Below are 14,227 nucleotides of genomic sequence, written 5' to 3' on the forward strand. Positions count from 1 at the left end.
TGACTGGCGCGGGCGAAGATTGGCATAATAGAGGCACATGGGAAGGTGAGATTATGTTTGATCGGATCGGCCACGCCATCGCGCGCAGACCACACTTCTTCGTCCTCGGTTGGGTCCTTCTCCTGGTCCTCGGCGCCACCTCGGCGCTGTGGGGATTCGGCCAGGGCAACCTGTTCGCGCGGATGCAGTCGTCGGAGTCAATGGTGCCGAATACCGAATCCGACATCGTCATTCAGAAAACGAACGCGGACACGGCCCCCGATTCCTCCGTTATCGTGGTCCAGGGCGTCGACGCCGCCGACGTCTCCACGCAGATCGCCGACTTCCGCGAGCAGCTGACCTCCATTTCCGGTGTCACCGACGTCGTCGACCCCCTCTCGGTTGAGGAACAGTTCACCGAGGGCATCCAGAGGGCCACCGACGACGCCGTCGCCCAGGCCCTCGAGCAGAACCAGGCCACGATCGACCGCGCGGTTCAGCAGGCCCTTGCCCAGGCCGAGCCGCAGATCCAGCAGGCCGTGGACGGGGCGGTGGCCCAGTTCTCCCAGCAGTACCCAGGCGCGCCCACCGACGAGGTGGCCGCCCAGACCCGCGCGCAGGCGAGCGCCCAGGTGGAGCAACAGGCCAGGGAGACCGCCACCGCCCAGATAGAGCAAGGTGCGCGGCAGGCCGTGGCCGAGGAGATGGCGAAGCAGGACAACCCGGCCGACGCCCTGCGCAAGGACGGCGGCTTCGTGGTGAGCGTGGAGGCCGCGGAGGATTCCTCCCCCACCGACGACGTGCTCGCCGCCACCGCCACCTTCGAAAAAGAGATCCAGAAGGTCAACCCGGACGCGCACGCCGACGTCAGCTCCTCGGCCGTTTTCGAGAGCGCGATCATGGAGGTGGTCAAGTCTGACCTCATCACCGGCGAGGCGGTGGGCCTGCCGATCGCGCTCTTCCTCCTCGTGGTCGTCTTCGGCGGCCTGATCGCCGCCGGCATGCCACTCATCGGCGCACTGACCTCGATCGCCACGGGCATGGGGTTGCTGTGGGTGCTGACCCACGTCACGAACGTCGATTCTTTCGTCCTCAACATCATCTCCGTGATCGGCATGGCCCTCTCGATCGACTACGGCCTGCTCATCGTCTCCCGCTACCGCGAGGAGGTCACCGAGCAGCTCGAGCGGCGCGGGCTTGACCCGCACGCGCTTCCCGACGATGTCTCGGGAGTGGTCACGGACGCCGTCGCCGCCACGGTGGCCACGGCCGGCCGCACCGTCTCCTTCTCCGCCCTCACCATCGCCTTCGCGATCTCCGGCCTGGCCGTCATGGAGGCGCCTATGCTGAAGATGATCGCGATCGGAGGCATCATCGTCACCATCCTCGCGGTCTCCACGGCCGTGCTCATGGTGCCAGCCATGATTACGTTGCTCGGCCGCCGGCTCGTGCGCCCCTCGTGGCTCTCGGGCGTGCCCGTCTTCCGCACGATCGTGAAGAAGGTGGGCGACACGGCCTCCGACGAGGGCACCTTCTCGCGCCTGGCGAAGTGGGTCCACCGCCGCCCGTGGCCGATCCTCATCACGGTCACCGCAATCCTCGTGCTCATGGTGATGCCGGTTCGCGACCTCACGATGCGCTCGAACTTCATGGAATATATCCCCGAGCACACGAGCGCCGCCCGCGCCTACGACGGCATGCAGGACTACGAGATCCTCGCCGCCCCCTCCATCACCGTCATCGCCGACACGAGCCCGGACGACGCCGCCAACCTTATCAATCGCATCGAGCAGATCGACGGGGTGGACTGGGTGGCCCCCGCCGAAGCGATGAACGATGGCGAAACCCTCATCAAGTTCCATATGGACGCTCCCGACCAGGTGGGCCCCGAGGTCACCAACGCGGTCAAGGAGCTGCGCGCCTACGACGCCGGCTACGACACGTACGTCGGAGGCGCGGCCGCCCTCCAGCTCGACTTCACGAACTCGATCAAGGACGGCGCGCCCATCGCGGTGACGATCGTGGCGATCGCGGTGCTCATCTTGCTCTTCCTCATGACCGGCTCGGTCATCGCACCGATCAAGGCCCTTGTCATCAACACGCTCTCACTGTTTGCCGGCATGGGCGCCACGGTCTTCGTCTTCGAGCACGGCCTGCTGGGCCTGCCGCAGTCGGTGGGCCTGGAGACCTTCGTGGTCGCCGCCTCCATCGCCTTCGGCCTGGGCCTGGCCATGGATTACGAGGTCTTCCTCATCGCCCGTATCAAGGAATACTGGGACGCGGGTCACGACAACGACACGGCGGTTGAGATGGGCCTGCAGCGCTCCGGGCGCATCATCACCTCGGCTGCCGCGATCATCGTGGCCGTGTTTGTCGGCTTTATCTTCGGCGACATGCTGGCGATCAAACAGGTGGGCGTGGCGCTGGCAATGATTGTCATCATCGACGCCTCCCTCGTGCGCATGCTCCTCGTGCCGGCCACCATGACGCTACTCGGCAAGTGGAACTGGTGGGCGCCCGCGCCGCTGAAGAAGGTCTACGAGAAGTTCAAGATCGTCCACTGAGGTCGATCTTGGACAGCTCCGTGGGCGTGGCGCAGTAGACGGCGCCGTTTTGCCAGCAGCTGGCCTCGATCACGCGCTCGCCGGTAACGATGTCGAATGTCGCCACCACCGATCCCGAGCCGGTGCCCGCCACGGACACGTAGGGGTAGTCGAGCACGGAGAGCTGGAGGGTTTCGGGCCGGATCGCATCGAAGCGGAGCATCTGCCCGCCCACGATCAGCGCCTCGACGTCGGCGTAGCCGGGGGCCACGGAGTCGGTAAGGGCCTGCTCGAAACCGACCACTCGGGCGTCGTCGAACACAAAGGCGCGGGAGGTATCGAGTGCGTTGGCCTCCTCCACGATCTGCTCGAGCGTGGCGAGCGTCCAGCGCGGGCTGAGGTTCATCGTCAGCGCGGGCGTGGCCTCGAGGCGCGCGGTCTCGTTGCCGTCCAAGTCGAAAAGCGTGAGCACGGTCGGCTCGACGTCGCTGACGGTGATCTGCCCGGCCTCGACGACGACGAAGCCGTCGGCCAGCGGTCGTGCGATCGAGGCGATTCCAGCGGGGTTGAGCCACGGGGAGTCGGCGTCGAGCACGCCCACGTCGAGGAGGCGCTGGAGGGGCTCGGGATAGGAATCGGCGCGCTCGACAGGTGTGCCGTCCGGCAAATAAGAAGTACGCCCCTCGTAGCGAGCGAGCACTTCCCCGCCGAGCTGGTCGATCGGGGCGTCGGCGTCGGCCTCGATGAGCACGACGCCGTCCGCGTCGCCGCGCGCGTAGTAGGCCTTGTCCCCCGCCTGGGCGATGAAGGCTAGGTCGGGCCGGGCGACCGCCTGCCCGTCGCGGCCTACGAAGATCTGGGTGCCGGCCACGCACATCGCGCCCGCGCCGGCAGCAACGCACGATTCGGCCTCGTCGGCGAGCGTCACGCTCCACAGCTGCGTGCCGGAGGTGTCGTAGCCCTCAATGGCCTGCCCGCGGGGGATGACGACGACGTCGCCCAGGTCGGCAAACTGCACGTTGTACAGCCCGCCCACGGGGATCGACCACAGGGCGTCCGCGCCGCCGACCGAGCAGCCGGCAAGCGCGAGGACCACCGCGAGCCCGAGGGGGCTGCGCATCAGCCGAGCGCTCACGTGCCCCTCAGTTCTTCAAACGGCTCGGCGCGCCCGGAGATAATCGCACCGTCGTGGGTGATGCCGAGCCGGGTATAGAGCCGCATCGCGCCCTCGTTCCAGGCCCACACGCCAAACCGAATGAACGCACCGCGTTCGAGGGCAGCATTGACGGCTCCCACCATCGTCGCTCCCCCATACCCGTTACCCCGGTAGTCGGGGACGGTGCCAAGCCCGTGGAAACCTATCCCCTCCCCGACCTTCTCTGCGCCCATAACGGTGGCGATATTGCCATCGGGGGCGCGCAGGAAGAACCAGTCGAGGTGGTCAAGCTCGCCCACGGCGTCGGAAATCGGGTTGGAGGCAAGCAGGGCGGCGCGAATCTCCTCGCGCACGCCGTCCATCTGGGCGCTGCCCGCAGCACAAAACTCCACGGAATCGCAGTGCTCCACCGGCGCGAGGGGGCGGTCGGCCCAGAAGAAGTCCCAGGCGTGCCCCCAGTTCGGGCCGAAGTGCTCGCGCAGGGGCTCGTCGAGCGCGCCGTAGACCTCGCGGTTGATCATTGTGCGCGCAGGAATAACCCCGCGGCCTGCGAGGTCGGTCAGGGCCGGGATGGCCGACCCGGGCTCACCGTACGCGATGAGCGTGGGGCCGGCCTCCCCGCCAAGTAGCACCAGGCCGAGGCCGGGAGATTCCTCGCGTTCGAGGACCTCCCCGCCCCAGGCGTTCAGGCGCCAAAAAGCCGCTGACGCTCCGAGCATCTACTCGGCGTCGGCCTTCTCGGCCTCGCCCTTGTCGGCGTCCTTCTTGGCCTTGGGCTTGGCGTCCACACCGGCCTCCTTGCGCTGCTGCACGGTGATCGGCGCCGGGGCATCCGTGAGCGGGTCCCAGCCGTTGCCGATCTTGGGGAAGGCAATGACGTCGCGAATCGACTTCGCGCCCACGAGCAGAGAGACGATGCGGTCCCAGCCGAAGGCGATGCCGCCGTGCGGCGGGGCACCGTACTTGAAGGCTTCGAGCAGGAAGCCGAACTGCTTGTTCGCGGTCTCCTCGTCGATGCCCATGACGTTGAACACGCGCTCCTGGACGTCGGCGCGGTGGATACGGATCGAGCCGCCGCCGATTTCGTTGCCATTGCACACGATGTCGTAGGCGTAGGCCAGGGCATTGCCCGGGTCCTGGTCGAAGGAGTCGAGCCACTCGGGCTTGGGCGAGGTGAAGGCGTGGTGGACCGCCGTCCACTTGCCGCCACCAACAGCGACGTCGCCCTCCGCCTCGGCGTCGGCGGTGGGCTTGAACAGCGGCGCGTCGACCACCCACACGAACGCCCAGGCGTTGTCGTCGATGAGGCCGCAGCGCTTGCCGATCTCGAGGCGGGCGGCCCCGAGCAGGTCGCGCGAGGCGGCCGGCTTGCCGGCGGCGAAGAAGATGCAATCGCCTGGCTTGGCGCCGGTGGCCTCGGCCAGGCCCTCGCGCTCGGCGTCGGAAATGTTCTTCGACACCGGGCCGCCCAGGGTCCCGTCCTCGGAGATGGTGACGTAGGCCAGGCCCTTGGCGCCGCGCGCCTTCGCCCACTCCTGCCACTTGTCGAACGTGCGGCGCGGCTGGGAGGCGCCACCGGGCATGACGACTGCGCCCACGTATTCGTTTTGGAATACGCGGAACGGGGTGTCCTTGAAGTACTCGGTGAGGTCCACGAGCTCCTGGCCAAAGCGCAAGTCCGGCTTGTCAGAACCGAAGCGTTCCATGGCCTCCTTGTACGGCATGCGCGGGATCGGCGTCGTGAGATCGTAGCCAATCAGCGCCCAGATCTCCTTGAGCACGTCCTCAGCCACCGCGATGACGTCGTCCTGGTTGACGAACGACATCTCGACGTCGAGCTGGGTGAACTCGGGCTGGCGGTCAGCGCGGAAGTCTTCGTCACGGTAGCAGCGGGCGATCTGGTAGTAGCGCTCCATGCCGGCCACCATGAGCAGCTGCTTGAACAGCTGGGGCGACTGCGGCAGGGCGTACCACGAGCCCGGCGCGAGGCGGGCCGGCACGATGAAGTCGCGCGCGCCCTCGGGCGTGGAGCGCGTCAGGGTCGGGGTCTCGATCTCCACGAAGTCGTGGCCGTCCAGCACGCGGCGGGCAGCCTGGGAGACCTTCGCGCGCAGGCGGATGGCCTTCTGCTCATACGAGCGGCGCAGGTCGAGGTAGCGGAACTTCAGGCGGGTCTCCTCGTTAACAGAGCCCGCGTCCTCGGCGTGATCCGAGATCTGGAACGGGAGCGGCGCGGAGGGGTTGAGGATCTCGACCTCGATGGCCTCCACCTCGACGTCACCCGTGGCGAGGTTCGCGTTCGCGTTGCCCTCGGGGCGCTCCATGACGGTGCCGGTCACCTTGACCACGAACTCGGAGCGCAGCTCGTGTGCGACCTCCTCGCGGACCGTGACCTGGGCGATTCCAGAGGCGTCACGCAGATCAAGGAAGGCGATCCCTCCGTGGTCACGACGCCGATCGATCCAGCCCGCCAGAGTGACGGTGCTGCCGATGTCTTCTTTTCGCAGGGATCCTGCCATCCGGGTACGAATCACGTATACCTCTTTCAATTGTGGTCTCACCCGCGAGACGGGCGGGTGATGTCCTCCCGCGAGACGGGCGGGGAACACGTGGAAAACTCTACGCCGAAGCGGGCTAAGATCACACCTGGCGAGGCGTGCCGTTTCCAACATTGGATCTTACGATCGTGGTGTGAGACAAGCACGAAAGAAGCAGCGAATTCGTCGGAGCCTTGAGCAGTGGCTGGTGATCCTCGCAGTGAGTCTCATCAGCCTGGTCGCCTTCGAGGCCCTCGCCGTGGCAACTGCCATGCCCTACGTGGTCGACATCCTTGACGGGCGCAACCTCTACGCTCTCGCCTCGGGCGTCACGCTCGCCACCCAGCTCATCACCACCGCCTTCGCCGGGCCGTGGTGTGACGCGAAGGGACCGAAAGTTTCCCTGTACACGGGCCTGGCCCTCTTCACCGGCGGGCTGATCGTGGCCACGCTCGCGCCGTCGGTGGAAATCATCGTGCTCGGGCGTGCGATTCAGGGATTGGGCGGAGGCCTCATCGTGGTTCCGCTCTACGTCTTCGTCGGCAACTATGTGGAGCCTGCGCGCCAGCCGCGCATCTTTTCCTCCTTCGCCGCCGCGTGGGTCTTGCCCTCCCTGGTGGGCCCGCTGGTGGCCGGCTTCTTTGTCGAACACCTCAACTGGCGCCTCGTCTTCGGCATCGTGCCCGTGCTCCTCATCCTCAGCGCGCCGGTCATCCTCAAGCAGTTCGGCCGGTTCCCGGACCTGCACGAACACCAGCCGGTCTCCGGCTACAAGCGCACCGTGGCTTTCTCCTCCACGGCCGGCGTGGTGATCCTCGGCATCCAGCTACTCTCCGGACTCAGCGCCGAGGAATTCGACGCAAAGGCGATCGCGCTGGTCATCGGTCTGTCGGCCCTCGTGCTGTTCCTCGCCCGCCCGCTCCTGCCGCGGGCCACGTTCCGTGCTCGGCGCGGCCTGCCCGCCACCGTCCTGCTGCGCCTGGCGATCAACGGCACCTACATCGCGGTGGAGGTCTTCCTCCCGCTCATGCTTAAGGAGGTCCATGGCTGGTCCGCAACCCAGGCCGGCATGATCATGACCTTCGGCTCGGTGACCTGGGCGATCGGCTCGTGGGTGAGCGGGCGCGTGACGGACGAACGCTACCGGGCGGCGGCGCCCGTCGTCGGCACGCTCGTCCAGGCCTTCGGCACGGCGGCCACCATCACGGCCGCATCCGCATCGGTGCCCGGAGCTACGGCCCTCATCGGCTGGCTCGTGGCCGGCTTCGGCATTGGGCTGGTCTACCCCGCTCTCACGGTCCACGCCCTTGCACTGACCCCGCCCGAGCGGCACGGGCGCACATCGGCCTCCCTGTCGATCGCCGACACGCTCGGCTCAGCACTGTTCGTGGCCTGGTGCGGCATCATCTACGCCCTCACCCTCCCCCAGGGCCACGCGGCCTTCGTGTGGGTGATCGGCACGATGACCGCGATCTTGGCGGTGGGCGTGTGGGTGGGCTCTCGGGTGCTAGATGTCACCCCTGCGTCGCTGTCGGCCACCACCTCCGAACACTAGACTGATGGCGGCGCACTCGCGCCGCGCCGCCGCGTTTTATCCGGCCTGGCTTTCGCACTCTTAGGTACTTATGACGTCATTTTCTGGGCTCAACCTGCCCGCACACATCCTGTCCGCCATCTCCGACATGGGCTACGTCCAGCCCACCCCGATCCAGGCCGAGGCCATTCCACCCCTCCTCAAGGGGCGCGACGTCGTCGGCGTGGCCCAGACGGGCACCGGCAAGACGGCGGCCTTCGCCCTGCCGATGCTCACCCATGTCGATCCTGACCTACCCAAGGTCCAGGCCCTCGTGCTCGCCCCCACGCGCGAGCTCGCCATGCAAGGCGCCGACGCGATAGACAAGTTTGCCTCCACTACCACGGACCTGGACGTCGTGGCCGTCTATGGCGGCTCGTCCTACGTGCCACAGATCGGCGCGCTGAAGGACGGAGCGCAGGTGGTGGTCGGCACGCCGGGGCGCGTTATGGACCTCATTGACAAGGGCGCGCTCAAGCTCGATTCCGTTCGCTACTTCGTTCTCGACGAGGCCGATGAGATGCTGCGCATGGGCTTTGCCGAGGACGTGGAGAAGATCGCCTCCGGGCTGCCCGAGGAGCGCATCACGGCGCTGTTCTCGGCCACGATGCCCACGCCGATCCGCCGCGTGGCCGAGACACACATGACTGACCCAGTGGAGGTCACGGTGGCTCCCCCGGCATCCACGATCGAGACGATCCACCAGACCTATGCGGTGGTGCCCTCGCGCCACAAGATCGGCGCTCTTGCCCGCGTGCTTGCCACGACGCCGGCCGACGCCGCCCTCGTCTTCGTCCGCACCCGCGCCACTGCCGAGGAACTCGCCATCGAGCTATCCACCCGCGGCGTGCAAGCCGCAACCCTCTCCGGTGACGTGCAGCAGCGCGACCGGGAGAAGCTTGTCGATCGCCTGCGCACCGGCACGCTCGACGTGCTGGTAGCCACCGACGTCGCCGCCCGCGGGCTCGACGTGGAGCGCATCGGGTTGGTGGTCAACTTCGACGTGCCGCGCGAGGTCGACACCTACGTCCACCGCATCGGCCGCACTGGGCGCGCCGGGCGCGAGGGCACGTCGCTGACCTTCGTCACGCCCAAGGAGCGTAGCCGCCTGCGTCGCATCGAGCACATCACCGGCGCTCACATGGAGCAGGTAGAGCTGCCCACCCCGGCCGAGGTGTCCGGTCTGCGCGCCCGCCGGCTCATGGCCGAGGCCAAGGATCGCTACGAAGTGGGCCGCCTGTCGGTCTACCGCGACGTCATTGCCGAGTTCCGTGCCGAGCAGGTAGACGCCGAGCACCCGCTTTCTCCGGAGGACCTCATCGCCGCGCTGCTGGCAATCGGAGTGCGCGACCCGGGCCCGCAGTCCGACGACGAGCCCGAGCGCCTCACCGCCCGCTTCGAAGGCGAGGACCGGAAGGGGCGCAAGGATCGCAAAGAGCGCCCGGCACGCCAGGGTCGCGAGGGCCGGAAGAACAAGCCGAAGACCTTCGAGGGCGAAGGCACGATGTACCGCGTGGAGGTTGGGCGCCGCGACGGCGTCTCCCCCGGCGCGATCGTGGGTGCGCTCACGAACGAGGGCGGCCTCAACGGATCCCAGCTGGGCCGAATCGACATCTACCCCACGTTCTCGCTCGTCCAGATCGACCGCGAGATCGACCGCGACACCCAGCGCCGTATCGCCAAGGCGCGCGTGTCCGGGCGTGACCTCAACATCTCCAAGGACTCCGGCCCGGGTATGCGCGGCCGGGACCGCGCTCAGCGCCGGCCGCGCCACTTCCGCTAGGCGCTCGACTTCGTCAGCCCGCCCAGGAGTTCCTGGAGATGGGCGTAGGCCGAGCGCTCCTCGTCCAGCACGGCAAGCTCGGCGCGGGCCTTGTCTGCGAAGGCGACGTCGATGCGCGCACCTACGCGCTGGCGCATGCGGCGAGCTCCGTGCCCGGCGAGCACCCGCCCGATTGCGGCCAGGAGCCAGCCGGCAAGAAGCCCGCCGGCGAGCATGAGCGTGGGTAGCGGGAAGATCCCCCACCCGGGCGGCTCGCTGAGGCGCAGCTGGAGCGAATCAGCGAACGCGAGCCCGAGCAGCCACACGCCGCCGGCGATCGCGGCCGCCAGCGCCAGCCACTGCAACAGATTCATGAGCAGCCACCACGCGGGCCGACGGCGGGCTTCGACGTCCACCCCGGAGAGCGCGGTGTCGAGTCCGCCGATGAGCCGCTCGGCGCGCTCGCCCAACTCCTCGCGGGTCTGGTGTGCCCACGCGGCGGGCATGTGTGCTGTCGAGACTTCCACATATTCGCGGATTTTGCCGCGGGCCACCGCCGCCTGCGACGGCGAAACGTACGCTGCCACGTCCAAGACCCCGCCCGTGTCGAGGCGCAGGCGCTTGAGCGGATCGATCCCGCGCCGGGCCAGCCAGCGCGTGACGGGCCAGCCGGTGGCCTGCCTCGCCCGCCGCTCGTAGGAGTCAGCTGATGCCTTCGCCACCACGCGCGAGCCCGCCGCCACGGCGAGCGCCGAGGCAACAGGTTCGAAGGGGACGTCGGCGGCCGTTGTCGCGGGCCGCCCGCCGTCGGCATGAATGCGCCCGAGCATGTTGCGCGACTCGGTGCGGATGTCCGCCGCGAGCTTTTTCTCCGCCGCCGCGCGCTCGGCCACGATGTCGTCAATCCTTGCCCGTAGCGCGTCCACGCCCCGGCCCGTCGTCGCGGACACCGGGAGCACCGGGACCTCGAGCCCGTCGGCGCGCAGGAGGCGGCGAGTGTCGGCCAGGACGTCGGCGAGCGTGGCCTCGTCCAGCCTATCGACCTGGTTGAGCACCACAATCGTTGTGGCCGCGTGCTCGGCGAGCTCGGCCAGGTAGTCTTCGTGGACCACGGCGTCGGCGTACTTTTGCGGGTCGAGCACCCACACGACGACGTCGACCAGCTCGGTCAGCCGGTGGGCCGCTTCGCGGTGATCGAAGTTTGTGGAATCGACGTCGGGAAGATCGATGAGCACGGCCGCGCCCGCGTCGGTAAGCGGGGCTTCGTGGCGCTCGGTGATGCCGAGCCAGTCGAGGATCTCGGCGGCCGGCGTATTCGTGACGGCCACGGGCTGGGCGGTGGTGGGCCGGATCGCGCTCGCGCGCGTCACCGGGCGCCCCACGATCGCGTTGACCAGCGAGGACTTGCCCGCCCCCGTGGGGCCGGCAACCGAGATGACGGTGGCGTCGGTGGTCAACGACCGGCGTTGAACTGCGCGGTCGAGCACCAGCGCGGCCTCGCCCACCGCGCCAGGGACCTTCGCCTGCGCGATCTCGACAGCCGCGTGGAGGTCTCCGATCGACTCAGTCAGGCTCATAGGTTCCTCCCGTCGGCAATCTTCGCCTCGGTTAAAGCCCGAAGCTGGCGCGCATAGTCGTCGCGGATCTGGCGGCTGAGGCCCAGCTCGTCGATGACACCCTGCCATGCCGCTCGGTCCGCCCCGAGGAACTCCCGCACGCGCGCGTCCAGGTCCTCGCGCGCCTCCTTTGCCATCCGGCGCACGGCCTCGTCGCCGAAAACAGCTTCGAGCACGCGCTGTGCCACGACAGCGGTGCCGCCCGCCACAGCGATCTCCCCGCCGATCAGCCCCCCGGTGGAGGCGAAGACGACGATGATGAGGGCAACCCCCACGGCGTTGATTGAGAAGGCGAGCGCCCGGGCCGTCAGCCGCTTGGACTCGCCCTCATTACGGATGAGCGCGATGAGGGCGGCCTGCCATTCGCGCACGAGCCGCTCGGCGGCCTCCCGCCGCTCCGCCTCCCCGCGTAGGCGCTCCTTCGCGCGTTCCACCAGCGGCCCGGCGATCCCGGCGCGCCACGCGTCCCTGATGTGGGCGTTAGCAGCGTCGGCCTCGGCAAGGAGCAGTGCCAGCACGTTGTCCTCGAGCGCCTCCTCCACGGTGGAGGTATCCACGCTCGCCTTGAAGAAGCCCGTGATGCGGTCGCGCAGCGAGGACACGCCCTTCTCAAGCTTTCGGGCCCATTCGCCGGTGCCCACCACGTCCTGCCAGCGCGAGAGCACCTCGCCGCGCAGCAACGAGCCGTCCGAGGCCTGGCGGCGCAGCGCGTCCTCCGCGCGGTCAAAGGCCGCGTTGATGTCCCAGCGCAGGGAATCCGCGCCCGCGAGCTGCTCGTCGTAGCCGGCCAGGATGTCAGAGGCGGTGTGAAGGAGCTTGTCCACCGTGCCCGTCAGGGTCTGACGCGCCACCGAGGCCCGCACCTGCGCATCGGAGGCCAGGCCCTCGAGCCACCCACGGATCGGAGCGACGTCGGCGGCGGCAACCATCCCGTCCTGCAGCTTCTGTTCGGACAGGACGAAAAGCGGCGCGTGGTCGAGCCCGCGCTCGCCGAGCATCCGGTCCAGGTCCGGGCGCACCTGCGCCCCCGTCCCCGGTGGCACGCGGTTGAGCACGATACCGACGACGACGTTGCGCTCGGCCGCCTCATCGAGCATCGCCCACGGGATCGCATCCGCATATCGGGCGGCGGTGGTGACGAAAACCCACAGGTCGGCGGCGGCCAGGAACTGCGCCGCGAGGTGGCGGTTTTCCACCACCACCGAGTCAATATCCGGCGAATCAAGGAGCGCCATCCCGCGCGGGATCAGGTCAGTGGCACGGATCTCGAGCTCGTCGCCCGCCTCGCCCGCAGAATCGAGGTCCGCGGGGCCGTGCGAGATGACGCGGGCCAGGTGGGGGAAGATGCGCTGATCCGTAAACCAGTGTGCGTCTTCGGGGTGATGCAACAGGAGCGGCCGGCGCGTCGTGGGCCGGATCGCGGAGGCCAGTGCCACCTCTTCACCCAGCATCGAATTGATGAGGGTGGACTTTCCGGCGCCCGTGGAACCTCCGAAGACGGCCAGCAGCGGGGCCTCGAGCGTCTCGTAGCGCGGGATGACGTAGTCATCGAGCTGGTTGATCGCATCCGCATACAGCGACAGGCTATCCTCGCTCCCCGCCATTGCCAACGGAAAAACGAGTGCGTCGAGGCTCTCGCGGAACGGACGCACTTCGGCCGCTACCCGCGAGGGCAGCTGGGGAAAGTCATTCATCGCTCCCCCGAAGCTCGGGGGTAAGGTCGCTGGCCGGCGGGACCCACTGCGCGGCGTCAGCAACCACCTGCTCGCCGGAGCGGATGTCCTTGACCTGCTCGCCGTCGTCGGTGGAGAACCACACGAAGGGGATGCCGCGTCGATCGGCGTAGCGAATCTGCTTGCCGAACTTCGCCGAGTTCGGCGAGACCTCGGCCGCGACCCCGCGCCCCCGAAGCTGCTGAGCCGTCTTTTCGGCGTGGCGGCGCTCGCCCTCGTCGTTGACCGCCACGAGCACGGCGGTGGGCACCTTGCGCGTGGGCGTGACCAGTTCCCGGCCGATGACGCGGGCGAGGATGCGCGAGACGCCGATCGACAGGCCCACCCCCGGGTAGGTCTTCTTGCCGTCCGAGACCAGCGAATCGTAGCGGCCACCCGAGCATACCGAGCCCAGGTCCTCGTGCCCCTCGAGCACCGATTCGTAGACCGAGCCCGTGTAGTAGTCCAGGCCGCGGGCGATCTTCAGGTCCGCGCTCACCGAGCCCGGGATCAGGTCATTCGCTCCCTCGAGCAAGGCCACCAGCTCTTCGAGACCCTCGTCCAGTAGCTCGGATCGGCAGCCGAGGGCGAGGACGCGATCGGCCACGCCGGCGTCGTCGCCACGAATGCCCGCGAGTTCGAGCGCCAGGCGCGCCTGGTCCTCGCTCGCGCCAATCTCGCCCAGCATCTCAGCCACGACCTTCGGCCCCACCTTGTCGAGTTTGTCAAGGATGCGCAGGGTCTCCTCCACGTCTTCCAGCCCGATCGCCTGGTAGAAGCCCTGGGCGACCTTGCGGTTCGAGGCGAGGATCTTCACCCGCGGGATCGGGAGCTTGGACAGGGCGTCTACTATGACTAGCGGCAGCTCGATTTCGTGGTGGAAGGCCAGCGTGTCCTGCCCAACCACGTCGACGTCGGCCTGTAAAAACTCGCGGAAACGCCCGTCCTGGGGGCGCTCGCCACGCCAGACCTTCTGGATCTGGTAGCGGCGGAAGGGGAAGTCAAGGTGCCCGGCGTTTTCCAGCACGTAGCGCGACAGCGGGACCGTGAGGTCAAAGTGCAACCCGAGCTCGGAGTCCGCGCCCTGATCCTGCAGGCGGCGCAGGAGGTAGATCTCCTTCGACGTCTCGCCCTTCGACAGCAGGCGCTCCACCGGCTCCACCGCGCGGGTCTCGATGCCGGAGAACCCGTGCAGCTCAAACGTGGAGCGCAGGACGTCGATCATGTGCTGTTCGACGATGCGACCGGAGGGGAGCCATTCGGGAAAACCAGACAGAGGTGCAATTTTAGCCATGGGCCTATTCTTCCATCTTTCGGCCCCGAACTAAGAATCAGCCGCGCCCCAACAC

The 14,227-nt window shown here is 68.1% G+C and carries 9 protein-coding genes; 3 read left to right on the top strand and 6 right to left on the bottom strand.

What is annotated here, in order from left to right:
- Positions 1 to 53: 53 nt before the first annotated feature.
- Complete coding sequence (locus tag HMPREF3174_RS01315; protein WP_070447468.1) at positions 54 to 2,543, top strand: MMPL family transporter; 2,490 nt, start codon at positions 54 to 56, stop codon at positions 2,541 to 2,543.
- On the opposite strand, the gene HMPREF3174_RS01320 is transcribed toward HMPREF3174_RS01315, so the two are convergent.
- From HMPREF3174_RS01320 to aspS, 3 genes are read right to left on the bottom strand one after another with little or no spacing between them, the layout of a single operon-like run.
- Positions 2,527 to 3,657 (bottom strand): hypothetical protein, encoded by a 1,131-nt coding sequence (locus HMPREF3174_RS01320; protein ID WP_143601926.1) that lies wholly within the window; start codon positions 3,655 to 3,657, stop codon positions 2,527 to 2,529. The genes HMPREF3174_RS01315 and HMPREF3174_RS01320 overlap by 17 nt on opposite strands.
- Positions 3,654 to 4,397 (bottom strand): GNAT family N-acetyltransferase, encoded by a 744-nt coding sequence (locus HMPREF3174_RS01325; RefSeq protein ID WP_070445135.1) that lies wholly within the window; start codon positions 4,395 to 4,397, stop codon positions 3,654 to 3,656. The genes HMPREF3174_RS01320 and HMPREF3174_RS01325 overlap by 4 nt, the downstream gene beginning before the upstream one ends.
- Positions 4,398 to 6,212, bottom strand: coding sequence for an aspartate--tRNA ligase (aspS, locus tag HMPREF3174_RS01330; RefSeq protein WP_062612412.1), 1,815 nt, complete (start codon positions 6,210 to 6,212; stop codon positions 4,398 to 4,400). It lies immediately after the preceding gene.
- Between the two features lie 157 nt (positions 6,213 to 6,369).
- On the opposite strand from aspS, the gene HMPREF3174_RS01335 reads away from it, so the two are divergent.
- Both HMPREF3174_RS01335 and HMPREF3174_RS01340 read left to right on the top strand, forming a co-directional pair.
- Positions 6,370 to 7,770, top strand: a complete 1,401-nt coding sequence (locus tag HMPREF3174_RS01335) for an MFS transporter (protein WP_070447472.1) — start codon at positions 6,370 to 6,372, stop codon at positions 7,768 to 7,770.
- A 70-nt stretch (positions 7,771 to 7,840) separates the two neighbouring features.
- Positions 7,841 to 9,571, top strand: coding sequence for a DEAD/DEAH box helicase (locus HMPREF3174_RS01340; RefSeq protein ID WP_083297639.1), 1,731 nt, complete (start codon positions 7,841 to 7,843; stop codon positions 9,569 to 9,571).
- Here HMPREF3174_RS01340 and HMPREF3174_RS01345 read toward each other — a convergent pair.
- Genes HMPREF3174_RS01345 through hisS form a run of 3 tightly spaced genes read right to left on the bottom strand, consistent with a single transcriptional unit; the run spans position 9,568 to position 14,172 of the window.
- On the bottom strand, positions 9,568 to 11,127 hold the full coding sequence (locus tag HMPREF3174_RS01345) for a dynamin family protein (RefSeq protein ID WP_070447475.1): 1,560 nt from the start codon (positions 11,125 to 11,127) through the stop codon (positions 9,568 to 9,570). The genes HMPREF3174_RS01340 and HMPREF3174_RS01345 overlap by 4 nt on opposite strands.
- Positions 11,124 to 12,860: a dynamin family protein gene (locus HMPREF3174_RS01350; RefSeq protein ID WP_068538324.1), complete on the bottom strand. Its 1,737-nt coding sequence runs from the start codon at positions 12,858 to 12,860 to the stop codon at positions 11,124 to 11,126. The genes HMPREF3174_RS01345 and HMPREF3174_RS01350 overlap by 4 nt, the downstream gene beginning before the upstream one ends.
- Positions 12,853 to 14,172 carry a histidine--tRNA ligase gene (gene hisS / locus HMPREF3174_RS01355; RefSeq protein WP_070447478.1) on the bottom strand — a complete coding sequence of 440 codons (1,320 nt, stop codon included), beginning with the start codon at positions 14,170 to 14,172 and terminating at the stop codon, positions 12,853 to 12,855. Before hisS ends, HMPREF3174_RS01350 begins: the two co-directional genes overlap by 8 nt.
- Positions 14,173 to 14,227 lie beyond the last annotated feature (55 nt).

The organism is Trueperella sp. HMSC08H06, assembly GCF_001808465.1.
Classification (GTDB): domain Bacteria; phylum Actinomycetota; class Actinomycetes; order Actinomycetales; family Actinomycetaceae; genus Trueperella; species Trueperella bernardiae.

Bases quoted from the DNA above. Each gene is read 5' to 3' on its own strand.
- hisS (WP_070447478.1), bottom strand. From the start codon at position 14,172: ATGGCTAAAATTGCACCTCTGTCTGGTTTTCCCGAATGGCTCCCCTCC.
- HMPREF3174_RS01340 (WP_083297639.1), top strand. From the start codon at position 7,841: ATGACGTCATTTTCTGGGCTCAACCTGCCCGCACACATCCTGTCCGCC.
- HMPREF3174_RS01345 (WP_070447475.1), bottom strand. From the start codon at position 11,127: ATGAGCCTGACTGAGTCGATCGGAGACCTCCACGCGGCTGTCGAGATC.
- HMPREF3174_RS01315 (WP_070447468.1), top strand. From the start codon at position 54: ATGTTTGATCGGATCGGCCACGCCATCGCGCGCAGACCACACTTCTTC.
- HMPREF3174_RS01350 (WP_068538324.1), bottom strand. From the start codon at position 12,860: ATGAATGACTTTCCCCAGCTGCCCTCGCGGGTAGCGGCCGAAGTGCGT.
- HMPREF3174_RS01325 (WP_070445135.1), bottom strand. From the start codon at position 4,397: ATGCTCGGAGCGTCAGCGGCTTTTTGGCGCCTGAACGCCTGGGGCGGG.